The following is a 24,702-nucleotide window of genomic DNA, read 5'->3' on the forward strand; positions in this document are numbered from 1 at the left end:
AACCGAATGGCTGAGGTGGCGCGTGTATATGGAATCAAATTCTAAGCCAAACAACGCAAGTCTTTGACATGACTCGCGATCAGGCTGCGTCGTCGACCGCGGTCTCGCGCTTCTCCGGCACATAATTGAGGACAGGGCCTAACCAACGCTCCACCTCTGCCACGGGCATGCCCTTGCGGGCTGCATAATCTTCGACCTGATCGCGCTCGATCTTGGCGACACCGAAATAGTAGGAAGACGGGTGAGCTATATAAATGCCCGAAACGGAGGAACCCGGCCACATTGCATAGCTTTCCGTGAGCTTTACGCCCGTTGTCGCTTCGGCATCCAGCAGGCGGAAAAGCGTATCCTTCTCGGTATGATCAGGCTGCGCCGGATAGCCTGGCGCTGGACGGATACCTGCATAGGCTTCGAGAACGAGCTCCTCGCTCGTGAAATTCTCATCCGCAGCGTAGCCCCAGAACTCTCGACGCACCCGCTCATGCATCCGCTCGGCGAAAGCTTCGGCAAAGCGGTCTGCCAGCGCCTTGACGAGGATCGACGAATAATCATCGTTTGCGCGTTCGAACCGGTCGGCAATGGCCACCTCCTCGATACCGGCCGTGACGACGAAGCCGCCGACGTAATCGCCGACACCACTGGAAACCGGCGCCACAAAGTCCGACAACGCCACATTCGGGCGACCGTCCCGCTTCGACAGTTGCTGCCGCAGCGTGTAGAAAGTGGCAAGCTCCTCGTTGCGGCTTTCGTCGGTGAACAGCCTGATATCATCGCCGACCGTGCCCGCTGGCCAGAAACCGATGACCGCACGCGGGCGAAACCAGTTTTCCGCGATGATCTTTTCGAGCATCGCTTGTGCATCGCCATAAAGCTGCCGTGCCGCCTCGCCCTGCTTCTCATCTTCGAGAATTGCCGGAAAACGACCCTTGAGCTCCCAGGTCTGGAAGAATGGGGTCCAATCGATATATTTCGCCAGCTCAGCCAGATCGTAGCTCTCGAATACCTTGGTACCGAGGAACTGCGGTTTGACCGGCTTATAGCCCGACCAATCCACTTTTTCGGCATTCTCACGCGCTATTGCAATCGGCAGGCGTATCTTCTCGGCCTCGCTCCGCGCATGCGCAGCAGCGACCTTGAAATATTCAGCCCGAACGGTATCGACATAGCCCTGCCGCGCATCGGGCGATAGTAGCGCTGAGACAACACCGACCGCACGACTTGCATCCGTGACATAGACCGTCTGTCCGCGATGATAGCTCGGATGGATCTTTACCGCTGTATGGACACGACTGGTGGTGGCCCCACCGATCAGCAACGGAATATCGAAGCCTTGCCGCTCCATCTCCGAGGCGACATGCACCATCTCGTCCAATGACGGTGTAATCAATCCCGACAAGCCGATGATATCGACCTTTTCGGCGACGGCTGTCTCCAGGATCTTGGTCGCCGGCACCATGACGCCCAAATCGATGATTTCGTAATTATTGCAGGCGAGCACGACACCGACGATGTTCTTGCCGATGTCGTGCACGTCGCCCTTGACGGTCGCCATGAGCACCTTGCCGGCTGACTGCCGTTCGCTATCACCACCATTGGCACGCTTCTCGGCTTCCATGTAGGGCAGCAAGACGGCAACGGCCTGCTTCATCACACGGGCGGACTTCACGACTTGTGGCAGGAACATCTTGCCCGAACCGAAGAGGTCGCCAACGACATTCATGCCGGCCATCAACGGGCCTTCGATGACATGCAACGGCCGCTCTGCCTTCTGACGCGCTTCCTCGGTATCGGCCTCGATATAGTCGGTAATGCCGTTGACCAACGCATGTTCGAGCCGCTTCTCGACCGACCATTCGCGCCAGGAAAGATCCTGGGCCTTCGCCTCCTTGCTGCCGGCGCCGCGAAAGCGCTCGGCAATCTCAAGCAGGCGCTCTGTGCTATCCGGACGGCGGTTGAGCACCACGTCCTCGCAGGCGTCCCGTAATTCCGGATCGATATTGTCATAGACAGCCAGCTGCCCGGCATTGACGATGCCCATGTCCATGCCCGCCTGAATGGCGTGGTAAAGAAATACGGCATGCATGGCCTCGCGGACGGGTTCGTTGCCGCGGAACGAAAAGGACAGGTTTGAGACACCGCCGGAAATATGGACCAGAGGCATGGTCTTCCGGATCGTCCTCGTCGCCTCGATGAAATCGACACCGTAATTGTTGTGCTCTTCGATGCCAGTCGCAACGGCGAAGATATTCGGATCGAAGATGATGTCTTCCGGCGACAGGCCCGCAACTTCAGTCAATAGCTTATAGGCACGTGAGCAGATCTCGACCTTGCGCTCGTAGCTATCTGCTTGACCTGTCTCATCGAACGCCATCACGACGACCGCTGCGCCGTACATCCGCATCAACCGCGCCTGTTTGAGAAAGTTCTCCTCGCCTTCCTTCAGCGAGATGGAGTTGACAATCGGCTTGCCCTGAACGCATTTCAGGCCGGCCTCGATGATCGAAAACTTGGAACTGTCGATCATCACGGGAACGCGAGCAATATCCGGTTCGGCGGCGATGAGGTTCAGGAACTCCACCATCGCCTTTTCGGAATCGATCAGGCCCTCGTCCATGTTGATGTCGATGACCTGCGCGCCGTTTTCGACTTGATCGCGGGCGACGGCAAGCGCTGCCGTATAGTCGGCGTTGGTGATCAGCTTGCGGAATTTCGCCGAGCCAGTGACGTTGGTCCGCTCACCGACATTGACGAACGGAATATCTTTGGTGAGCTCGAATGGCTCCAGACCCGAGAGCGACATGAAGGGACGATGCTCGGCAGGCTGCCGCGGCGGATATTTCGAAACCGCCTGAGCGATTGCGGCGATATGCTCCGGCGTTGAACCGCAGCAGCCGCCAACGATATTGACCAGCCCCTCGCGCGCAAATTCTTCGACCTGCGCCGCCATCATCTCGGGCGTCTCGTCATACTGACCGAATTCGTTCGGCAGACCGGCATTGGGATAAGCGCAGATGAAGGTGTCCGCGGCAGCCGAAAGCTCCTGCAGATGCGGCCGCATAGCGTTTGCACCGAGAGCACAGTTGAGGCCAACTGTGAAAGGATTCGCATGGCGCACGGAATTCCAGAAGGCTGACGGCGTTTGGCCGGATAGCGTGCGCCCGGAAAGATCGGTGATCGTGCCAGAAATCATGATAGGCAGATGAACACCCTTGGCCTCGAAGCGCTCGGCACAGGCAAAGATCGCGGCCTTTGCATTCAGAGTATCGAAAATTGTTTCGATCAGGATGATATCAGCACCGCCGTCGATCAGACCGTCGATCTGCTCCCCATAAGCCAAGCGCAGAACATCAAAAGTGACCGCACGGTAGCCAGGATTGTTAACATCAGGAGAAATGGACGCCGTCCGATTGGTCGGACCGATCGCACCGGCCACGAAGCGTCGCTTACCATCTTCGCGTTCCGCGCGGATCGCGGCGCGGCGGACGATCTCGGCGCCCTCCTTGTTGAGATCGTAGACAGCATCTTCCATCTGGTAGTCCGCCTGCGCGATGCGGGTGGAAGAGAAGGTGTTGGTCTCGAGGATATCCGCACCGGCTTTGGCATAGCGATAATGAATATCTTCAATCGCATCGGGCTGGGTCAGGATGAGGAGGTCGTTATTGCCCTTCTGGTGACACGCGCAACCGATAAACCGATGGCCGCGAAACTGATCCTCGTCGAAGCCGAGACCTTGGATCTGCGTGCCCATGGCGCCATCAAGCACGAGTATCCGTTCACTCGCCGCCTTTCGCAGGGTTTCGAAAATCTCGCCGCCACTACGCTTCGTCGTCTCGGAACCAAAAAGAGTGTCAAACATAAGCGAATTCCTCTGGCCTGATTGCGACTCCGCAATCAGATCACATAAAGATATCTTTATGTCAACATATCTACGCTCATGTTCGGTGCAGCGCAAGCGTGCATCTTCTATAGTTGCGTTCTTTCAGGAAAAGCAGACCGGACGAATTGCCGCCCGACCATGGACAACGCGGGGGTAACGACACAGCTTCATTCCATAACGCCATGACAGCGCTTTCGGACGGCGCTATACGGCTTCTGGAAGAGAATCCTAGGAGGACGGCATGAACATACAGGTTGAACCCACAGCGCTCGGAAACTGGAGCACCCGCGCCTACCACAGGCGCTGGTTGCTCGATCAGGCCGACGCGCTTTTCAATTTCTTCCAGTACCGCGCCGTCAATCCCAAAGGCGGCTTCCACGACATGGATGATGCCGGCAAGCCGTTGGATAAGGTAAATCCCGTACGCGGCATTCATTCGACGGCCCGCATGGTGCACTGCTTCTCGATCGGGTCGTTGCTCGGTCGTCCCGGCGCAAACGAAATTGTCGACCACGGCATGAACTACCTATGGAATCATCATCGCGACACGGAGCATGGCGGCTACTTTTGGTCGCTGAACAATGACGGCCCCGCCGATTCCAGCAAGCAGGGCTATGGCCACGCTTTCGTGCTGCTTGCTGCCTCATCCGCAAAGACGATCGGCCATCCACTGGCCGATGGCATGTTGGCAGACGTCACGGAAATTCTGAATACTAAGTTCTGGGAAGCAAAGCATGGGGCGATTGCCGAGGAGTTCAATCGGGATTGGTCGTTGATCGACGGTGGCACCTATCGCGGCCAGAACTCCAACATGCATCTGACGGAAGCGCTGATGGCTGCTTTCGAAGCGACCGGCGACAAGACATATCTCGAAAAGGCGGAAAGCATCGCCGATCTCGTCATTCGCCGTTCGGCGGGGTCCGTGGGCTGGCGCGTTGCCGAACACTTCAACGCCGATTGGGTGCTCGATAAGAATTACCGCGGCAATGAGATGTTTCGCCCGTCGGGTACGACACCAGGGCATTGGCTGGAATGGGCGCGCCTGATCTTGCAGCTTTGGGCGCTGGGGGAAAAGCGGCACGACTGGATGCCGGAAGCAGCCAAGGGCCTCTTCTCTCAGTCCATGTCACTCGGCTGGGACAATGAGAAGAGCGGATTCTTCTATACACTTGATTGGGAAGATGGGCCTGCAAAGCGCAACAAGCTCTGGTGGCCTGCCTGCGAGGGGGCTGGTGCCGCTCATTACCTGAACGAACACGTCCCGAGCGATTTTCACGAAGAAAGCTACCGCAGGATCTGGAGCGTGATCGGCCAAGCCTTCATCGATCGCGTCAATGGCGGCTGGCATGAAGAGCTGACGGAAGATCTCATTCCGGCTCATACGCTGTTTCCTGGCAAGGGCGATATCTATCATGCCTTGCAGGCCTGCCTCATCCCCCTTTTCCCGGCCACGGGCAGCCTGACCAAGGTTATCGCCGAGGCCGGCGGCAATATCTGAGATCAGCAGCGGCGCCCGCTCGACTTGCGGCGCCGCTTCGCCCCTCTATGCGAGGCTGAGATTGTGAAGCTCGTGGCCGAGAGTAAGAGCCAGGGCTTCGACAACAAGACTGTGGTCTTCCCGCTGCGGCAGACCTGAAACGGTGACGGCGCCAACGCACCCCGTGCCGTTGACAAAAATGGGGAAACTACCGCCAGATGCGGCATATTCCGCGCTTGAAAGCCCGTTGTCCTCGATCGTCTTACCCTGCTGCTGTAGCCGCAACGTGCTGGCGTAGCTACTGCGGAAGTAACGCAGCACCATATTGCGCTTCCGACGAATCCAATTGGAATTATCAGGCGTCGAGCCGGGCAAGGCTATGTAGAAGACCGGCATGGAATGCAGGGTGATATCGATGGCAACGCCCATGTTGCGCTCGCTGGCGAGGTCGCGCAACAGCTTGCCGAGCACCCAAGCGGTCGAAAGGTCAAAAGCATCGAAACGCAGCATTTCCTCTTGCAGCTCAATGCGGGCGAGATCCTGGTCGATCGTCATGGAAACCTTCTCTAAAAATTGTATTCGCCTATGAAACGCGGAGAGAACGATTTGTCTATCTATCTCTTCCGTATTTCGAAACCAAGCTGCCATTACCCGGCCTTGAAGGCTAGCGCTCTTGCTTGCTTGCAGGAAGCGAACAGGTCATTGATAAAGCTCTATGAATGTCCCGCCAGAGGAATACTCCAGCATGAATGCAAAATATGCGCTGCCCGCCATACTGGCCTGCACCTGTGCCACGACATCGGCCCTGGCCGACAGTCCAGCGCAATTAGTGCTGCGCGACGGTTTCGACGGCAAGGATTTCGCTCGATCTGGGCACCTTTACTATCGCGATAATGCCGAACAAAAGGCAGGAACGATCGAATTTCAATCAGACGTAAAACGTACCGGCGCGGGTGCATTGAAGCTGAGTGTCCGGCCATTCTGCGCGCCTGATAAAACAAATTGCAGCGAAAGAGCCGAGATCTGGGAGCGCACTAAATATCGCGTGCCATACAATCAGGGAGTTTGGTACGGTTTCGCTGTAAAGTTCGCCGATCCCATACCCTCTGGCGACCATCGCTACCTCATTGCTCAATGGAAGAGGGAAATCGGGCCGAAAGCCGAAGGGGACTTCAGTCCCTTTCTCGCGTTGCGGCTCAATAATGGGAAGCTCTTCGCGACCGTGGAAACCAACTACGTTGCGCCCATCAAGAACCAGGAGCCTGGAAACAAGGGCAAGGTCTGCAATAATGACGAGGCGCCGGTCTGGTTTCGTCCCGATACCAATCAGATGCGCGCCTTGGTGGCTACGGACGACAATTGGGACGAATCCGACGGACAAGAATTTACAGGCTGCACAGACGCGATCAAAGTAATAAATCGTGGAAACAAGTTGCCGATACCTGCATCAGGCTGGATCGATTTTGCCATTTACAGCAAACCAGGCCCGGATGGCTCGGGTCATATTGAGATATTTGCCAACAATAAATGGATCGTTACTGTCACCGGCCATATAGGACACGCGGATCACGGGTTGGGAAAAAATCAATATTTCAAATTCGGACCATATCGCGCCGCGGATACCACTGTATGGACGCTTTATTACGATGATTTCCGCCGGTCACCCCGCTGTGCCGATGTACTATCGGATCCCAAGCTTTGCCCCATGAAGTGAAAAGGCTGCCGAGAATGTATACCCCCAGAGCAATATGGCTACGCGCATTGCGAGAGCGCAGTTTTTTTGAGAAGTGGCCGAACTTTTTCCTTTCTCGATAGTTATCCTCCTTCGTGAAGGAGGTGACCGAGATGCTTACTACCCATCGCGATTGCAAGCAGCATGTGAAGAGGAACGCGATACCCTCTCTGGGTGAAATCGAAGGCCGGGTTGCGGTCCTGGAAATTGTCGCCCAGTCCGCATTAACGCATGTGTTCGAAGAAGGCGAAGTCGATATTGACGCAGCATTGCTAGCCCAAATTCGCATAGCCATGCATCGTAAGTGTAAGGACTTAAAACTCGACGGAGAAGATACGGCATCGGCACTCCTATATGCCGAGGAGTTGATCGAGGCCGCGGTTAAGGCGTCGCATCCCATCCATCAATGATGCCTTCGCGGCCAAGGCTGGCATTATCGCTCCTAGTGGCGCTGGGGACTACGCTCGGGGTCCTCTTATTTGTTGCGCCGCACGATATTAGTGACAGGCTTACCCATTCTCTGGCACCGCCCGGCGACCATCGAAACCAGCAATAATGTGTCGGATAATGAACCTGTGTTACGTTAGGACACAGAGGTTGCCCCAAATCAGGCGGCCGTTAACGTCGCGCGGTAAACTTGGTTGCAAATTTCCGAAACCAAAGCAGTGTTCGCTTCACCAACCAATATCAAGCTCCAACATGAATGGTGTAGCGAATGTCTGTGATGGTCAATGTACCGCTTTACCCTGATGACGTCGATGTCCTCGCGGGCGCACTTTTTGCGTGGTGTGCCGAGCGCAGCATCAAATTGCAAAGTCAGGAAGGTCTGTCCGCAGCCAATGTGGCCATTGATCTTTATAACGCCGGTTATCAAACACAAGATCAGTTGCTTGGCGCATTACACAATTACGATTTACACTGATGTATTGCACGGGTATCCAGCTTTACATCTAAAATCCGAGCACAATTTCCATGAGTAGCGCCTCTGGAAATGCAGCGGTAGTGATCGTCATTTGCGAACTTCTCTCCGAAAACCCTGGCGATGCAGTCTCGCTCTTCAAGGATCCCGGACCATTCATCCTGATGATACGCGGAGTCGTAGATCAGCGTGAAAGGGCCTTGATAGCCAGCCAAATTGGAAAGCTCAATGCAGCGAACATAATCCTCCTCATCAAGGCCTGCCGCTGAATAGCGCCCCTTTGCATGACAGAGTTCAGCGCGGCCCATGATCTTCGCTAGATCCTCGTATTTGCCAGCTCGCTCCCAGTTGCCGAAATCTCCATTGAGGCCGACTTTTCCGTGCAGAGCATCGAGAATCCGGTTGACCTCCGTCGGTCCCGGCAGAAGATCGAACCAATTCTCGATAACTAGGCGCACTCCCGCAGCGGCCGTCAACTCAGCCAACCGCCGCAGATGAGTCTCCGCAAGCATCAAAGCCGGATCCGTCGGCCGAGCCTTTCCGGCAATAACGCGCATGTTTTCAGCACCAAGAGCTGCGGCAACGTCAATCCATCCTTCCATCCATTCAGCGTCGCGATGGGCGGTTTGAGAATTGCTGAGATCTCCGTCTTCGACGAGCAGCGTCTGAAGCTTTACGCCGGCCTCCTCCGTGGCCTTGCGAAAATCACGGAGATAGCTGGGAAGGAGACTCGGCAAGTGGAAGGAACAAATCTCAAGCCGAAAGATGCTATGATCGGCGCATTGTTGCGGCACATCGATCAATTCGATCGTACCCTTCCCGTAAGTCGATTGGCGAGCCGGGTATGCTCGGTCGCCGGGCTTATAGGGATAGGTGGCACCGAGCGCCCGGTGCAAGGACCAGGTTGAAACCGCAAAACGATCCGACAAATCAACCACAAGACTCCCCCATTCCCTTTGCTGAAAGGTAATCAAGACATAGTCTCGACTGCACGGATATCAATCCAAAAATGCTAAGACTCCCTGCTGTTGCGGCAACTCTATTCCCATAAGAAATCGTCGCTAAGTCCTTTCATGCCCTCCTTTAACCCATCTGGAAATGGCGTCAAAAAGCAGATCGGCAATCCACATGGCGCATACGCCAACGACGAAAGCCGTGGCATTCATGGCCGCGACGTCCTTTTGAGGCAAAGGCCAGTTGATAGCGCGCAGATAGAAAAGCGCCGGCTCCGTTAAATAGGTTGCAGCAAGCGCGCCGCAAATAGGCGATGCAATAATCTCTCGCGTCGTATATCGGCGCCTGGAGAGACCGCGCAGGATACCGCCGGAAAGGCCAGCAATGACGACTCCGACCTTGATGCCCAAAGCATCCAGAAATTCGTGCAAGGTCATCGCTTTTCTCGATCGAATTTTGGGATTTGGAATGCCGCCGCTACTTATTCATGGCGTGCGGCGGCTGGATGAGCTTATTTGGCAACAGGCGGCTGAGGCTTTATCAAACCCGTGATACCGTCCCGCATGATATTGATAATGATTTTTAGCATGCTCAAAGCCGCCACAGCGGCTGCGGCAAAGCCTGGACCGACGAAGGATTGCGAACACTCCAACGTGCCATCGACAAGCTGGGTACAGCCAGTTGCCAGAAGAATAGCGATCATCGAAGCTGATAACGCAATTAACACATTCAGAATATTGTGGAACGTATTCGTATTGAACATATATTCTCCCGTTGTATCGATGGGGGTTGTGCATCAGCGCGCGACCCCGAAGCCTTGAACTCATAGGAGGCAGTCACGAAAGGGGTCTAGGAAGCCAGCACCCGTAGTATCGCCGGTATCCGGCCGCAGCCCATCGTTCTGTAAATCTATCGAGCACCCTCAATCGCCGCAGCGAACTTCCTGGCAAAGCCGGCAATATCGATTGCTCGATCAGTGCCGTTGATAATCCGGCGCGCCCCGAGCCAATCGGAACCGACAGCGTTGAAGTAATCGGCAAGCTTCCAGCCGGTGAAACGCCCGTTGATCATGCCATCAAATAGGATTTCAACCGCTTTATCAGGATCGAGAGCCCTATCCGGATCATCGGCGATGCCATACTTGGCATAATTGTCCCGTCCCGTGATCTGAACGAGACCGCGCCCACGATACCGCCAACCGTCATCACTGGCTTCATCCCTGTTTCCCATCCGGTTCGCATAAGCGCGGTTAGCGATCCGCTGCGGCTGGCGGGAATAGGCCTTAGCCTGTTCTGGATTGAAATATTTCGGAAATGTTGACTGCAATCCAGCGGCCGAGTAGCTCAGATTCTCGGAGATTGCTCGCATCGTTTTACCCGTCTCGTGATAGGCAGTTGCCAGCATGTAAGCCAGCCAACGTGGATCGAATGGCTCGGCTATCCATTGTGCGAGAATCGCCTCAAGACCATTGACCTGATTTGTCGACAGCCGGCCACTGAACAATGACATTCTTATCGCCGAGAAGAATTTCTCGTGGTCCATATGCTCCATTCCAAATTTGAAGATACAAATGCGGATGTGATGCTTGCAAACCATGCCATTGGGCAAAGCCGGCCCATGGCGGCCGGATTGAACTCGTTTGCAGCTTTAAAGGCCTTCCAACCCGGAGCAGTCCCGGATTTTCACGTATCAAGTATGTCGCGCGCTATCGTTCTGGCTGATGAGCGCCGGTCGCTGCTGTTACATCGACACATGACATCTTTTACGTGCATATCGCTCGTTATTCAGCAAAGGCAATAAATTAGCCTATATACCGCGTCGGGGGGGCGATCTCGGCCCTACGCTATCCCTTGGACTAAAATAATTCATTTTCCTCGCGGGGGCTTTAACCCGAATTAAAGCTTAACCTCCTCAGGTATCTGTGCTCTGACCGGCATCGGATGGCCAAGCGAATGCATCGACCCCGGCCTTGGTGGTGATCATGCCGGCAATGATTTGGACGTTCACATCACTTTCGGCCGCAAATGCCGCCTGTACATGCGCACCGACAGCATTTGCAATCGTTGTCATCTGCGCGGCCGTCAGCTCGACAAAGCCGCCTGACGTTTTGAATTTCACCAGTACGTCCGGATTCGCCTGCACATAGTTGTAGGCTCCGGTAATCAGCGACTGGCTGGCCCGATCGGTCATGACGCGCATGCCATTGAGCAAGATGCCGCCTGTTTCGACGGCGTAGCGCTTGGATGCAGCATAAGCGTAGAGATCGACCGGAGGCGGTTCGGGGGACCAACCCGAGACGATCGCCAATAGGCTTCCCGGCGTCTCGGGCCAATCGACGGCCGAGCTGACAAGCGCGGCCTCTTTGCTGCTCAGTTGATCAAGAATGGTATTCTGATCGGCATCAGAAAGACCGGAGGTGATCTTCGCAGCAAGCGCGAGCCAGTAGTCCGGAACATTGTAGATCTGCTGCCGGCCGAGCCAGAAGGCAACGCAGGCCATCCAGCCATCGACCTTGTTCTCCGATCGAGCTGCAAGCAGCGCCTCGACCATCGGTTCATACATGCTGTCTATGCGATACATGGCAATCCTTCCTCTTTTTTAAGCTCGGGCAAAGGCGCGCACGGCTCGCCAATCCATTTCGGCGGCGGCGCGGATTTCGGGAGCGGTTTTGGCGGCGGCAAGAGCTGCTTTCGCCGATCGGCGCAAAGCCTCGATCATCTGCGAGCCGACCTTCCAGTGCTGGTCTCGCGTTAGAATTTCGACGGCCTTTTCGAAGCGGCTAATGCCATCTTCGCCAGCCTCGGCCGTGATATGCGGCGTCTCGCCCTCGGGCACACTATCGCCCCGGCTCCGACCGGCGGCGATGAGCTCGGCCTCGCGAAGCTTCAGCGCATAGACCGCTTCCTGACCGGGAATGACGGTGATGAACAACATTCGCGCCAGCCGCACCTGTCGGTCAATGTCGGTCTGCGCCTGGACACGCTCCAGGACGAGATCGGCGAACACGTTAAACAGCATGGATGGTCACCTCGAAATCGTGAAAGCCAGCTGCGGCGATGAAGGGAAGGCGGTGGTCGCCGCGAACGTCCGTCGTGAACTCGAAAATGCCGTCGTCGATCGCGACGATCTCGTTGGCATGAACGACCGAGGTCCCAGCCGGCACGGCGAAGCAAACCTTCTCAATGCCATCGGCCCGAATCGTGTATTCGGTGATCTCAATGGCCGGCCGTTTGGGAACGATCGCGCCGTCACGAACATAGGACGTGGCGTCGATATCAAGCCGGTATTCGGCTGCCGGCACCTCCATGACCGCGTAGCCTTCATCAAATAAGGTGGCGAGTTCGGGCAGCGTTTCCCGGTCACAGTGACCGCTTTGACGGATGCGGCCATCGGCGGCGAAAAGGATGTAATGGGCGACTGAAGACGCCATGGCGCTACCTCTTGAACGCTGTTGCGATGATGTTGCTTTCGTTCCAGACGATGGTGTTGCCTGGGCAGTAGATCTGCAGCGTGTAGGTGTGAAAGCCCGCGCCGGGAGCGTCATAAAGGGCCGGAACGGCAACCAGACCGGCCGTATAGGTCGTCTGAGAGGTGCCTCCGTTTTGGCCGCCTGTGCCGCTGACGACGGTTTGAACAACGCCGAGATAGTAGGTCTGGCTAAAGATCGCGGTGCCGTCGCGGAAGATGTTGCACCCGATTGGCTGCGAGTTCTGGCTGCCGCCGTTCTGATTGAACTGCCCGAGAGTCATGGCGCTGATCACCACGCGGCCGTCGCCCGCGACTGTAATGCCGCAGGCGGCTAGATTGACCGTTTGGCCTGCCCCGATCGTCTGGCCGGCACCGTTGCGGCCAGCCGAAACCGCAGTGACCGCGCCGCCCTGAATATTGCTGGTTCCGACCTGTAGTGAGCCGATAACGGCCGAGCTGATGTTGACCGCGCCGAGATTGGCGGTGATCGCATCGAGGCTGTTGACCGCGATCTTATTGGCGGTGATCGCCCCATCAACGATCAGCTCGGCCGAGACAGCGCGGCGCATGACGGGCTTCGACCAATAGCACGAGCCACCAGTTCCCGCCGTCCTTTCCACCTGAAGCAGCATAGAGAGTTTGGTGTAGCCGCTCGGCACCGTGTAGCGGCCCTGCAGACGCACCCATCCGTTCTTAACGGTGGTGCCCGTCACGGCAGCGAAACCCCACGTGCCTGAAGGCGTCTGGACTGCGGCTAAGATGTTCGCGGCGTTCGAGTCAGTGTTGTAAACCCAGACATCTAAGGCATAGACCTCGCCCGCCGTCACGGTGATGAAGTTGGACCGTGCGCAGTCACGGCCGAGCGACTGCAGCACCCAGCCGGCCGCATCGCCGGAGGTCGTATCAAGATAGAATGCCTGCTGGTTCTGAACGGCCCAGCCATCCAAAGTCCCGGTCTGCCAGCCATTGTCGGCCATATTACTGAAATCGGTGAGGACAAGCTGTTTGGCGGTAATGGCATTTGCCGCGATCTGACCCGCGCCGATCGTGTTGGCGGCAATCTTGTCCCCGGTAATCGAGCCACCCGCGATCGTGGCGGCGGTGACCGCCCCGGCCGCGATTGTGCCGGCCGTGACCGCATTGGCGGCAATTTTGCCGGCCGTCACCGCGTTCGCGGCGATCTTATCGGCCGTGATTGCGTTGGTGACGATATTGCCGCCCGAGATCAGCGTCACGCTGCCGTCGCTCCACGGTGTCGGTTCGGTCTGATTGGGGTTAGCCTCGCCGAAGTACATGCGCGTCAGCCAAAGGTAGCTGTCGCCCTGGCCGGCCGCGGTCCCCTTCATTCGAAAGAAGACGACCACCTTTGCAGCGTTCGCCGGCATCTGCAGCTTGCCCCAGAAGCGCTGATAATTGGCGAGGTTCTTTTGTGGATCGAAATTCTGAGCGGCCGGAAAGACGCCCCATGATGGGTAGCTGATCAGGCCTCCGTTGGCGTCTAACACCCCAAGGTATGGCTGGACGCCGTTGCAGCGATGGCCGAAATAATAGACGGACAGCTCGTACCAGCCGTTCGCCTTGACCGCGAATTCGCGCCTATTTCCGTTGGCGTCATACGCCATCACCCCATACTCGATGTTCTGATTGCCGTTCGACTGGTAGATTTCGATCGCTCCGGGTTGAGGAGCATAGGTGTCCGTACGCAGGCTCAATCGGAAGCTGGCTGCATCGTTAGAATATTCGGGACCCCAGCCGGTCAGCCCTGCGGAGAGATCGGTGTTTGCGATGAAATTGCCGCCAGTACCAACCGCCAACGCCTGGGTGGAAACAGAGCCAGCGCCGAGCTTGTCGGCCATGATAGCGCCGACCGCGATCTGTGCCGCCGAAACCGCACCCGCCGCGATCGTGCCGGCTGCGACGGCATTGGCGGCGATCGTGCCGGCAGTCACGGCGTTGGTGGCGATCTTGCCAGCGGTGACAGCGTTAGCGGCAATCTTATCGGCCGTAACGGCGTTCGCGATGATCCCGCCGCCCGTGATCAGGACGATACCGCCGTCGCTCCACGGCGTCGCTTCCGTCGCGCCGGCCGGGATGCGGCAGAGCATCGGTTTGTTGACGAACATGTAGCTGTCCGTCTGACCGTTATAGGTGTCGAGCTTTCGCAGATGAAGAGCGGCCGCAACGGCGTCGGCCGGAGCCGCGCCTGCCACGCGCAGCCGAAGCCAAAGGTCCGGATTGGTGCTGCTTCCGGCGATACCGTCATTCGCCGCAGGGGCCGTATAACCGGTGACGGTGCCGTCAGCGCGCACCCATTGGATCCGCATCTCCACCTTGCAGCGATGGGCGGAAATATAGGCTGTTAATTCAAGCCATTCTCCGGCCGCGCAGGGCACGGCAAGCGGCAGCGAGCCTGGGAGGCCATCGCCATCAGGGCGCTTCCATTGAACGTCTGTATAAAAGCCGGTGGGGCCGCTGGCCTGATAGAGCATCAGCGTTGGGTTGTTGGCACCGGACCAAGGTTGGCCCCTCGGTCGAAGAGCAAGCGGCAGGCCCGGTATCGTGCCGCTGGTATAGATAATTCCCCAGCAATCCAGTCCCATGGTGAAACCGGCGTTCTGCAGGAGGTTCTTGCCGGAGCCGACCGCAAGCTTGTCGGTCGAAACCGAACCGGCTGCAATCTTAGTCGCTGTCACCGCACCATCAACGATCAGCTCGGCACTGGCGGCGCGGCGCATGTTGGGCTTGCCCCATACGCAGTTGCTGCCGTTTGCGGCCGCTTTTGCAACGCCGAACATGGGCTGCACCTGATATACGCCGGCCGGAACGGTGAAGTTCGCGGACAGGTAAGTCCAGGCATTCTTTGTCGCGTTGCTAGCGCCGACCGCTATCCAATTTGGCAGGACGGCAGCACCCGACTGATCTTTGACGTACACGCTCATGAAGGCGTCATTGGCCGGGTCTGTGTTATAAAACCAAACCGAAAGATTGTAGCTTTCGCCGGGGTTGACCTTCAGCAGCGGAGACCGCGTTAGCAACTGGTCTCTGGCATCGCACGACACCAGCCATGTTCCTTGCAAGGGGCTGCTGCCTGTCTCCAAATAATAGCTCTGCATGCCGGTGGCGATCCAGCTCGCCATATTGCCCTGAGAGAAGCCATTATCGATTAGGTTGTCGAAGTTGCCAACGAGGAGCTTATCGACGGTGATGGCTTTCGCGGCGATCTGTTGCGCACCGATCGCCCCGGCCGCAATCTGACCGGCCGTGATGCTGTTGGCGGCAATCTTGTCGGCCGTGACCACACCGGCCGCAAGCTTCGGCGTCGAGATCGCGCCATCGGAGATCTGCGTTCCGACGATCTGCCCGGCGATATCGCCCGCCGCCGTCGCCGCTGTCCAGGCGCTCCCGGTGTAGCGATAGAGCTTGTCGTCGGTTGTCAGGTAGACCATGCGCCCTTCGACATTGCTCGTCGCCGGCAGGCTCGCAACGATCTCCACCGGCCGAATGCCGGACGCGAATTTCGTCGCGTCCACGGCATTGGCGGCGAGCTTGTCGATCGTGATGGCGCTATCGGCGATCTGCACGCTGTTCAAGGTGCCATTGATATCGATCGCGGCAACGGCAGTTGTCCATGCGCCATTGTGATAGCGATAGAGCTTGCCGTCCGTCGTCAGAAACACCTGCCGGCCTTCGACATTGCCGGTCGTCGGCAGACTGGAAACGACTTCGACGGCCTTGATGCTACTGGCAAGGCTGGTCGCCTCCACCGCGCCCTGGGCGAGCTTGGCGGCGGTCACCGCACCATCGGCGAGTTTCGTCGAAATCACCGCGCCGCTCGCCAGCACGTCGGCCGTGACGGCCGCGACCTGCAGCTTCGCCGTCGAAACCGCCTGATCGGCGAGCTTTAGGTTGGAAACGGCTTGATCCATGATCTTCGCGGCCGTGACGGCAGCATCGGCGATCTTCGACTGGATGATTGCGCCGTCGAGAACATCGGCCGTCTGAATGAGGACATTCGGCGTCTTCACTGTCAGCCAGGCCGACCAGTCCGTTGCACGGTTCGACTTCGGAAGATAGCGGCCGCGCGCCTCATAATCGGTATTGGAGATCATCCAGTTTCCGGAGATGATCCACGAGTATGGTGAGGCATACAGGTTGCTGTCGCTGTCGAAGACAACGTCGCCGGTTTCTGTGAGTCGCACCTGCACCCAAACGCTAGCGACGTCATCGAGATCCGGTGCGCAGCTGATCTTGATTGCCGGGCGGCGATCGATGCCGCCCGCATCCTTGATCGTCGAGGGTTCGACGGTCCAGCCTATCATCGGCTGCGACGGCGGCGTGATGGGGCCGAGCCACCCGATAGCAGTCGGCAATTGCAGGCCTGGATGCCAGTCGTAGTCAGCCGGGTCAACTTCCTTCAGCGTGACGACGATCAGAAAATTGGGCTGCGGCTCCACTTTGACCACAAGGAATTTCTTCTCCTCATAGCCGTTGCGAACGGAAGACCAGGAAACGACGTCGTTCGGCTCCAGGGGATAGGCATCCGGCGGCAGCGACACCTGGTGCACGCGGAAGCGCCGGTAATCCTGGATCATCGCCAGGCCGACGCGCTGCACCTGATTGGCGAAGGGTACGGCAAGCAACTGGACTTGCGCCGGCAGACGGCGATTGCCGTCCTGAGCTTCGAGATCGGCGTTGTAACGACCCGGTGCGTCCTTCGTGGCCCATTTTTCCGCTGGCTCCGGATAGGTGGCCTCGATGGCATTATAAGTTGCTGAAAGCGAAGGAAATGGCTGGAAGTCCTGTTCTTCGGTGACGATGATATCGTCGTCGGTGAAGGAGTAGACCGCCGCGCCTGGCGTCCCCACAAGCATCTTGAAGATGCCGCCGACTTCCGCGATGCGGCCGTTGCAGCCCTTCAGCAGCTCGGAAATGGCATCGAGGGGTTCCTGATCGCATTGGATATCGTAGCCGGCACGGAAAGCTGGTTCGTTGCCACCGCCGTCGAGCTGGACGGACGCGTCGCAGGCATTCGCTGCTGCCATCCAGTTCGCCGCCGGCAGGCAGAAGGCGCCGATGTTCTGGCCGCCATAGACCCATTCCGACCCGTAGTAGACACCACGGGCAAGGTTGTAGGTCATCACAGCCGGGTTGGTGCTAGGCTCCCACGTCGAAGGATCGGCCCAGCGATGCGCACCGTTGCCGCCGACCGAGGAATCCTTGCGGACGTCGTAGAGCGGCAGTGAGTGCGGCTCGAAAAGGCCGGCGGGGACGCCCTTGAAGAGTTCGGTGTTATAGCGCGAGGTCAGGATGACGACTTGGCAGCCGCGACCGATCATCGTCGGCTTCCAGGGCCGCTCCGCATGGGCGCCGAATTTGGCCGTTAGAAAGGGATCGGGGCTCGTCTGCGTGCCGTCGAGGAACTTGATCCAGAGATAGTCCTTGCCCTTGACGCGATATTGCAGAACCGGGAAACCGCGACCGTCCGGGTGTGGCTCCTCCCAGAGCACGCCGACCTTCTGGTCGTCGATCCAGATGCTGGTCAGGCCGCGTTCGCCGGCGCGGTTGGGAAGGCTGCCAATTTCGATGACATCGGTGAAATAGGCGTTTGGCGTCTTGCCGTCCTCGCCCCAGGTACCGGCGTACTTGCGCTTGCCGGCGGTCGCGTAGCTGCCGATGATGAAGGACATCGCATGATCGTCCCCCATGCTGATCTCGAGCTTCGTCCCGGCCGGTTGCGGCTTATCCTTCTTCGCCAGCGCCTTTTCGACCAGCGAAAGGCCGATATTGATGGCAACCGTCAGTATTAGTTTGCCGATGCTGATCGAGGAGAAGAAACTCGCAATCGAGCTGATCGCCAGGCTGAGCGGGTCGGCATGCGCCGCATCCGCCACCAGCCAGAAACTGAGGACGTTCAGAAGCAGGATGAGATATTTCATGGATTGGACGACCTCGATTGGCGCATGGAAAAAGGCCGTCGCAACCAAAGCTGCGCCGACTTGTCACCGGTCAGAGATGAAAATGATGAGACGGTGGATTAGCCGACCTTGAAGGCTCGCTTGGCATCGAGCAGATCGACCGTGCCGAGGCCGGTCTCGCGCAGCACGAAGATGCGTTCGCCATTGACGACGCCGAGTGCGTAGCCGAAGGGGCCTTCATGCGGGACGGCGGCAATATCGCCGATACCGGCTTCGCTCGGATGGATCTCCGGCAGCATGCTGGCAACGAGATCGGCGAGATTGTCGAAACCCGCCGCCTTCATCGTCTTCAGCGCGCCGGCAGCGGTCGAATATTCGCCGCGAAACTGGGCGGCGCAATCGACGCCGGTGATCGCCAGCACCAGATTGCCGGCAAGGCCTGGGCCGCAATCATGGCTGCCCCAGGCAAAGGGCGTGCGCTTCAGCCGATCGATCTCGGCGACGAAGCGGGCGCGCCAGTTCTTGACCCTGACGAGATCGCTATTCATTTCTGCCCCCAGGGGATCTGCCAATTGGCAACGGTGCTGGAATAGAGGCCGAATTCATCGCCGCTGCGGCGCTTCTGGCCTTCATAGGAGGATTTCGCGGGGTTGGTGCGCTCCAGCATGGCGATGGCGGCGGAGATGGCGGAGATCTCGATATCCCCATCCTGCCCCACGGCCGGCGTCTTTACCGGAGCGCCATCGGCAACGCCGAGAAAGGCGATTTCCGGCGCCGCACTCGGTAGGCGCGTGCCGGTATCGAACGACATGTCATGGATTTCGATCGGCGCCAGCCGCAGATCGTAGCCGCGCACGAGCTGCTGCACGGCGGGCGCGATCTGGCCGATGGTGATGGTCACGGTCTGGATCGTCAGATCCGCCGTGCGCGGGATCGGGCTCACCTGCAGATTGAGACCGCCATAATAGGTGCGCGCCTCCGGCAGACCGGTGACCCCGGAGGTGACGGTGATGTTGATGTCATCATCGCCGGTCCAGAGGCCGATCGAGGCGGGCGCGCCGCTGGCGAGATCCTTGCCGGTGATCCAGACGAAACGACGGGGCACAAGCCCCTTGTCGCGCGCGCCGGTCAGCGCCGCGAAGAAGGCGGAGGTGATGTTCTTCATCGTCTATTTCTTCTGAATGATCTTGAAGGTCGCGCCCGTGGTGATCGGGCCGCTCGCGGTGCCGGGATTGTGGCTGCCCGGCATGACCAGGCATTTGCAGGCCGGCAGCAGAAGCGTCACGCCGAGACCGGCGGCAAAGCCAGCCGGCAGATGCGGGAAGACGCCGAAGACGGGCGTTATCCCCTGCCCGCTGGCATCAACCGTTTCCGAAACTTCGAGAAAGGCGTAGCGGCCGCCATAGCCGACCTGCATCTTATCGCCGACGGTCAATCGATAACCAGCCGGCAGGCCCTTGAGGCTGAGCGAGGCATTGTCGGCCCCGAGAGCCGCGACACTAACCGCAGCGCTCCCGAGCTTCGTCCCGTCGGGATCGGCCTGCGGATATTTCGACAGCGGATCATAAAGAAAAAGCGCCTCCTGGGCGCCGTGTAACTTGCGGATGCGGGCGGCGATCTGTTTCGCCTCCGCATTGTACATGTCGGAGAGCGTCACCGTGCCGGTCCAGAGCGGCGGCGCCAGCTCGGCCTGCCAGACCCGGCCATCGCCGGAGCCGGAAAGCTCGTCATTGCGCTGAATGTCCCAGACGATGCTGGAGATCTTCAGAAGATCGGCAAAAGCCGGCAGGCTGTAGGGATAGGAAACGGCCATCAGCGCCTCCTGGGATTGCGGTTGATCTGCGCGACGCGATCGGGAAGCTGCTGATTGAAATCATTCAGCCCCTGCCGCGTCGAACTCTGCGCTTCCGATTGCGCGACATTCTTCACATAGGCCTTGAGATTGCCGTCCTCATCCACGGAAACGCCGACCGTGACATGCACGCCGGAAGCGGAACCGGAGGCATCGTTCTGATTGTCAGCCCTGAGGCGACGGACGGGAACGGTGGCATCCGGCTGCGCCCGCACCAATTGCGGCCCGCCCTCGCCGACCACGCCGCCATCGGCATAGCCTCGCCGGCCAAGCCGCATCGCCTCGACGATGCCGACGCCGCCCGCCCGGGCAATATCCTTCTGGCTCCAGACGATCTCGCCGGCATGAACGATGCCGACCGGCTCATGCTTGCCGCCGGGACCGGTATAGCCGCCATCCGCAAATGTGGGGCGTGGAATAGGGATCGGAATATCTGACCCAGTTGGCAAGGTTACCTCGCTCCCTCCGCCGAATCCGAAGATGCCAAGAAGGCCGCTGAGGAAACCGCCACCTCCCCCACCACTCGCAGCACTGTTGACCTTGAAAAGGCTATCCAGAACATCATTAAGGAGCTTATCCGCAATCTTGTTCAGCGCATTCACAGCAGCCGTGCTGAAAGACTTCCAGAAGGATTCGCCGTTTTTTAAGCCGCTTTTGAGATCAGAGATGAAGCCCTTCGTCAGATCCTTGGCAAAATCCATCGCCTCTTGAGCTCTCTTAATAGCCGCTTCGGTCGAAGCCATCTTACCGGCGAGATCGCCGAGTTCGGATGTCTGCTGAGGTGTCAGTTGTATATTCTTCTCTTGTGCTTCGTTCAGAAGCTCCGTTTGATGCCGCATCTTAGACGCCGCCTCGTCTGTCATGCTCAGCGCGGCTTGCTCCTGCTGAGAGGCTGCTATGCGCTTACTGGCTTCGGCAATGATTCCACCATATGGATCATTGGTAGTGCCTGTAGTCGCCGGTTGCGAGGCTGGTGACGCAATCCGAGAAGCTCCTCCTACTGTTCCACCGGCGACAGAACCAGTTCTCGGCTGAGAGATACCATTAGGATTAAATGGCGTATCCACAGCCTTCTCCAAGTCATCAATCATATTTTTTGTTATTGTAAGCTGCGCTTTCTTTTTGATGATTTCATCAGCGGTTGTACTTTTGTCGCGATAGGCTGCCATCGTTTCCCAGCCACCATGGTCGGGACCGCGCTGCACAAAATCACCTATCTTTGGATCCGAAAATCCTTGTGCAATAAGATTAGGCGATACGAGAATCGCTTGCGCTGCTTCTCGCTTGAATTGAGCCCCGATATTGGCAAGATCAGCTTCCTGAGTTGTAATAAGCGCACGTTGATATTTTAGCTCTAGTTCCAAGAGACTTTTTTTGGCATCAAATACTTCTTCGGTATTAGCAACAAGGCTATCGCTCACTAGCTTATGTGAATCCTTGGTCTGCTGTAACGTTGCATCATATTGGGTCTGGATACTGTTCAGATCAAAAATCATGCTTTTGACCTCACTTCCGGACGCAGCTTGTGCAGCGAGGCTTTTTGTTAGCTCATCGACTTTAACCACGGTTGTAGCCGAGTTCATGAGGTACTGGGCAAGCGCAGCGCCACCAGCCACCAGGCCCACCGTTACAAGCGTCACCGGATTGGCTAACGCGTGAAATGCTTCACCCAATGTACTGATGGCTCCCGCTGCTCCGCCGGATTCGCTGAGAACCATCCCTAGTTGAACGCCCTGCTGAGCTGCTATTGTCAGCGGCGATTGGCCATTGGCGATCTGGCCGCCAATATCCAGGAGTGATTTCGCCGCGTCTCTGGCCCCTTTGGATAAAGTTTGCACAGACCCAACAGTCGCATCGACCTCTTCAGCAACCTTAACAAGAGAAATACTTGTGTTGTCGACTGCTTTTGCTGCCGCTGCACCGGTGCTGTTTACTGCGGCAGCGCCCACCGCTACTTTGTCAAGTGCTCCTCGTGAAGCTGCGGCGTTCCCAGTTACAATAGCAAATGCTTTTGCTAAAGCTCCCGTTCCCTTCTGTGCATTCCAAGTAGCCACTGTCATACTGGTGAGATTGGTGCTCGCGGCCTTAATACTTGAGCTATCAGCCGTTAAAGTCAGCGTTGCAATGTCCGTCATGGGCTTTCCTTTTCCGGGAAACTTGTCTTATATCCACTAAAATCAATCAGGAGGTGAAAATGCGCTATACTCTTGCGGCTATTTGTATGTGTTTGTGGAGTAGTAGTGCGATGGCAGACGATAGTACGCGGACTGAATTGTCCAATACGGTTGTCAACGCGGCACTGACTGCCATAGCTCATGCTTACGTATGCCGTACCACCTTGGGTTTGGATTATTACGATGCAGTTCGTGGAGGGGCAGAAAGAGCGATCGAAAGTGTGATCGACGACACGAAGGTTTCAGAAAAGCTCAACAGCCTTGAAGAAGAAATGAAAAATAGACCTAAATTTACAAAACTAAAGCCAAGCAAAGATAAATGCATCGAGGTACTATCGAATGACAAGAAAGATATACTTACGAAACTCGATAAATATCAAAAATATAAAGATTGAGCGTCTCCCTGTGTTAATTGAACTAAGAATTGCGTAGAATTACGGTGACAGTGCACTCAATAATCTTTCAGATCTGACCAACGCAACCAATGCTCCGTCTCGCTCGTATCGTCATCCCTGATATTCCACATCACCTTACCCAACGCCGCAACCAACGAGTGCAACCCTCTTTTGCAATAAGGCCAGGGTCATCCTCGGCGAAATGGGTGCACTGTCACCGTAATGTGGCGCGCACCGTCTCCTGGCGCCAGGTAGTAAGATCAGCCGCGGCGGCACGCACTTGGGATGTATCGACAACTATACCGAGTTCTGCAACATCTATCATAGGCTTGCTTTTTCCTTGAGTATTAGGCTATCGTCCTCTGGTTGTCTTAGCCGAGGATTACATGCCTTCAACTTTGTCTGTTGTTGTAACTGACGCCATCGTCTGCAAGCTTCGCAGCCGTCTGCCAGTAGTTTCAATCACAGCAGTTATGTTTTTAACTGCACTACTTTTAAACGGCTGTGATTTCTTTGATTCCAAGCTTGTCGCAGCCTGCGAAACAATTCTCAAAAAACGCCTGATCTCGCCACCGGAATACAAACGTATGATCGTGTCCCATGGAGTGGTGTAGCTTGATTTCATAGCCATCGGTGATTTCCGGTAGGGTCGGGTTGCTTAGAGCCAACCTGAGGGACACCACCGATGACCGACGACATGATGAACCTGCGCTCACTCGTTGAGAAGAGCGCTGATGCCGATTTGCTGCGGGAGATGATCGGCTTTGCTGCCGAGAAGCTGATGGCGCTGGAGGTCGGCACGAAGACCGGCGCGGCCTATGGCGAGAAGAATGGCTTCCGGCTGGCCCAGCGTAACGGCTATCGCGACCGGGATTGGGAGACACGGGCGGGCACCGTCGAGCTGCGCATTCCCAAGCTTCGCACCGGCAGCTACTTCCCGAGCTTCCTGGAGCCGCGCCGCATGGCCGAGAAGGCTCTGACGGCGGTCATCCAGGAGGCTTATATCCAGGGTGTTTCGACCCGCTCTGTTGATGACCTCGTCAAGGCCATGGGCATGTCGGGCATCTCCAAAAGTCAGGTGTCCCGGCTCTGCGAGGAGATCGATGAGAAGGTGAAGGCCTTCCTCGACAGGCCCATCGAAGGAGAATGGCCCTACCTGTGGATCGATGCGACCTACCTCAAGGTTCGGCGCGGTGGTCGTATTGTCTCCGTCGCCGTAATCATCGCCGTCGGCGTCAACACCGATGGCCGACGCGAAGTGCTCGGCATGGAGATCGGCACGTCCGAGGCCGAGGCGATCTGGACCGAGTTTCTTCGAAAGCTGATCAGGCGGGGGCTGCGCGGCGTCAAGCTCGTCGTCTCCGATGCCCATGAGGGCATCAAGGCCGCAGTATCGAAAGTGCTTTCCGCCACCTGGCAGCGCTGCAGGGTGCACTTTATGCGCAATGCCTTGGCCCATGCTGGAAAGAGCGGACGCCGGGTTGTCTCCGCGTTCATTGCAACGGCCTTCGCTCAGGACACGCCGGAGGCCGCAAGCACTCAGTGGCGCAACGTCGCCGACCAGATCAGGCCAAAGGTACCGAAGCTCGCCAGTCTCATGGACAGTGCCGAGCAAGACGTGCTCGCCTACATGACCTTTCCCAAGCAGCATTGGGCCAAACTTCACTCGACCAACCCCATTGAGCGATTGAACGGTGAGATCAAGCGGCGCACAGAGGTCGTCGGCATTTTCCCCAACGACGACGCCATCGTGCGCCTGGTCGGTGCGCTGCTGCTCGAACAGAACGATGAATGGGCCGTCCAGCGATCCCGCTACATGACACTTGAGACAATCGCCACAATGAGCGATGATCCGCTCATCAGCCTGCCAGCAGCAAGCTGATACTCATCCGACCCTCTGGGATGAGCCGTGGTCGTCTAAGCTACACCACGTCCTGGG

General features: G+C 57.4%; 21 protein-coding genes. 7 read left to right on the forward strand and 14 right to left on the reverse strand.

Annotation, left to right across the window (positions count from 1 at the left end):
* Positions 1 to 79: 79 nt before the first annotated feature.
* A complete protein-coding gene (metH, locus tag RTCIAT899_RS11515) occupies positions 80 to 3,856 on the reverse strand; it encodes a methionine synthase (RefSeq protein WP_015340413.1) in 3,777 nt (1,258 codons plus the stop codon).
* 262 nt (positions 3,857 to 4,118) lie between these two features.
* Here metH and RTCIAT899_RS11520 point away from each other — a divergent pair, with 262 nt between their 5' ends.
* The gene (locus RTCIAT899_RS11520) at positions 4,119 to 5,375 is read left to right on the forward strand and encodes an AGE family epimerase/isomerase (RefSeq protein WP_015340414.1); all 1,257 of its coding nucleotides are present in this window, start codon (positions 4,119 to 4,121) and stop codon (positions 5,373 to 5,375) included.
* Between the two features lie 45 nt (positions 5,376 to 5,420).
* Here RTCIAT899_RS11520 and RTCIAT899_RS11525 read toward each other — a convergent pair whose 3' ends face one another.
* Positions 5,421 to 5,909 (reverse strand): heme-degrading domain-containing protein, encoded by a 489-nt coding sequence (locus RTCIAT899_RS11525; protein ID WP_015340415.1) that lies wholly within the window; start codon positions 5,907 to 5,909, stop codon positions 5,421 to 5,423.
* Positions 5,910 to 6,099: 190 nt separating this feature from the next.
* Here RTCIAT899_RS11525 and RTCIAT899_RS11530 point away from each other — a divergent pair, with 190 nt between their 5' ends.
* The 3 genes from RTCIAT899_RS11530 to RTCIAT899_RS11540 all read left to right on the forward strand — a co-directional run bounded on the left by RTCIAT899_RS11530 (position 6,100) and on the right by RTCIAT899_RS11540 (position 8,008).
* Positions 6,100 to 7,068, forward strand: coding sequence for a polysaccharide lyase family 20 protein (locus RTCIAT899_RS11530; protein WP_015340416.1), 969 nt, complete (start codon positions 6,100 to 6,102; stop codon positions 7,066 to 7,068).
* A gap of 131 nt (positions 7,069 to 7,199) precedes the next feature.
* Positions 7,200 to 7,496, forward strand: coding sequence for a hypothetical protein (locus RTCIAT899_RS11535; RefSeq protein ID WP_015340417.1), 297 nt, complete (start codon positions 7,200 to 7,202; stop codon positions 7,494 to 7,496).
* A 305-nt stretch (positions 7,497 to 7,801) separates the two neighbouring features.
* Entirely contained in the window at positions 7,802 to 8,008 is a 207-nt protein-coding gene (locus RTCIAT899_RS11540) for a hypothetical protein (RefSeq protein WP_015340418.1), read from the forward strand.
* On the opposite strand, the gene RTCIAT899_RS11545 is transcribed toward RTCIAT899_RS11540, so the two are convergent.
* The 12 genes from RTCIAT899_RS11545 to RTCIAT899_RS31920 all read right to left on the reverse strand — a co-directional run bounded on the left by RTCIAT899_RS11545 (position 7,993) and on the right by RTCIAT899_RS31920 (position 22,329).
* On the reverse strand, positions 7,993 to 8,943 hold the full coding sequence (locus RTCIAT899_RS11545) for a sugar phosphate isomerase/epimerase family protein (RefSeq protein ID WP_015340419.1): 951 nt from the start codon (positions 8,941 to 8,943) through the stop codon (positions 7,993 to 7,995). The genes RTCIAT899_RS11540 and RTCIAT899_RS11545 overlap by 16 nt on opposite strands.
* A 123-nt stretch (positions 8,944 to 9,066) precedes the next feature.
* Entirely contained in the window at positions 9,067 to 9,396 is a 330-nt protein-coding gene (locus RTCIAT899_RS11550; RefSeq protein ID WP_015340420.1) for a hypothetical protein, read from the reverse strand.
* 74 nt (positions 9,397 to 9,470) lie between these two features.
* Positions 9,471 to 9,722, reverse strand: a complete 252-nt coding sequence (locus RTCIAT899_RS11555) for a hypothetical protein (protein ID WP_015340421.1) — start codon at positions 9,720 to 9,722, stop codon at positions 9,471 to 9,473.
* Between the two features lie 146 nt (positions 9,723 to 9,868).
* A complete protein-coding gene (locus RTCIAT899_RS11560) occupies positions 9,869 to 10,501 on the reverse strand; it encodes a hypothetical protein (RefSeq protein WP_041677548.1) in 633 nt (210 codons plus the stop codon).
* Positions 10,502 to 10,870: 369 nt separating this feature from the next.
* Positions 10,871 to 11,539: a DUF4376 domain-containing protein gene (locus RTCIAT899_RS11570; protein ID WP_015340423.1), complete on the reverse strand. Its 669-nt coding sequence runs from the start codon at positions 11,537 to 11,539 to the stop codon at positions 10,871 to 10,873.
* A gap of 18 nt (positions 11,540 to 11,557) precedes the next feature.
* Complete coding sequence (locus RTCIAT899_RS11575) at positions 11,558 to 11,977, reverse strand: hypothetical protein (RefSeq protein ID WP_041677550.1); 420 nt, start codon at positions 11,975 to 11,977, stop codon at positions 11,558 to 11,560.
* Positions 11,967 to 12,389 (reverse strand): hypothetical protein, encoded by a 423-nt coding sequence (locus RTCIAT899_RS11580; protein WP_015340425.1) that lies wholly within the window; start codon positions 12,387 to 12,389, stop codon positions 11,967 to 11,969. Before RTCIAT899_RS11580 ends, RTCIAT899_RS11575 begins: the two co-directional genes overlap by 11 nt.
* Positions 12,390 to 12,393: 4 nt before the next feature.
* Complete coding sequence (locus tag RTCIAT899_RS34030; RefSeq protein WP_015340426.1) at positions 12,394 to 18,363, reverse strand: carbohydrate binding domain-containing protein; 5,970 nt, start codon at positions 18,361 to 18,363, stop codon at positions 12,394 to 12,396.
* A gap of 98 nt (positions 18,364 to 18,461) precedes the next feature.
* Positions 18,462 to 18,890, reverse strand: coding sequence for a DUF6950 family protein (locus RTCIAT899_RS11590; protein ID WP_015340427.1), 429 nt, complete (start codon positions 18,888 to 18,890; stop codon positions 18,462 to 18,464).
* Positions 18,887 to 19,507 carry a hypothetical protein gene (locus tag RTCIAT899_RS11595; protein ID WP_015340428.1) on the reverse strand — a complete coding sequence of 207 codons (621 nt, stop codon included), beginning with the start codon at positions 19,505 to 19,507 and terminating at the stop codon, positions 18,887 to 18,889. Before RTCIAT899_RS11595 ends, RTCIAT899_RS11590 begins: the two co-directional genes overlap by 4 nt.
* A 3-nt stretch (positions 19,508 to 19,510) precedes the next feature.
* On the reverse strand, positions 19,511 to 20,155 hold the full coding sequence (locus RTCIAT899_RS11600; RefSeq protein WP_015340429.1) for a hypothetical protein: 645 nt from the start codon (positions 20,153 to 20,155) through the stop codon (positions 19,511 to 19,513).
* Complete coding sequence (locus tag RTCIAT899_RS31920; protein ID WP_015340430.1) at positions 20,155 to 22,329, reverse strand: phage tail length tape measure family protein; 2,175 nt, start codon at positions 22,327 to 22,329, stop codon at positions 20,155 to 20,157. The genes RTCIAT899_RS11600 and RTCIAT899_RS31920 overlap by 1 nt, the downstream gene beginning before the upstream one ends.
* Before the next feature lie 59 nt (positions 22,330 to 22,388).
* Between RTCIAT899_RS31920 and RTCIAT899_RS11610 the strand changes: the two genes are divergently transcribed.
* The 3 genes from RTCIAT899_RS11610 (at position 22,389) to RTCIAT899_RS11615 (ending at position 24,645) form a co-directional block, all read left to right on the forward strand.
* Positions 22,389 to 22,763 (forward strand): hypothetical protein, encoded by a 375-nt coding sequence (locus RTCIAT899_RS11610; protein ID WP_135488151.1) that lies wholly within the window; start codon positions 22,389 to 22,391, stop codon positions 22,761 to 22,763.
* Positions 22,764 to 23,149: 386 nt separating this feature from the next.
* Positions 23,150 to 23,377 (forward strand): hypothetical protein, encoded by a 228-nt coding sequence (locus RTCIAT899_RS33500; protein ID WP_154660796.1) that lies wholly within the window; start codon positions 23,150 to 23,152, stop codon positions 23,375 to 23,377.
* Between the two features lie 71 nt (positions 23,378 to 23,448).
* Positions 23,449 to 24,645, forward strand: a complete 1,197-nt coding sequence (locus RTCIAT899_RS11615) for an IS256 family transposase (protein ID WP_004110519.1) — start codon at positions 23,449 to 23,451, stop codon at positions 24,643 to 24,645.
* The last annotated feature ends 57 nt before the right edge of the window (positions 24,646 to 24,702 follow it).

The organism is Rhizobium tropici CIAT 899 (assembly GCF_000330885.1).
Classification (GTDB): domain Bacteria; phylum Pseudomonadota; class Alphaproteobacteria; order Rhizobiales; family Rhizobiaceae; genus Rhizobium; species Rhizobium tropici.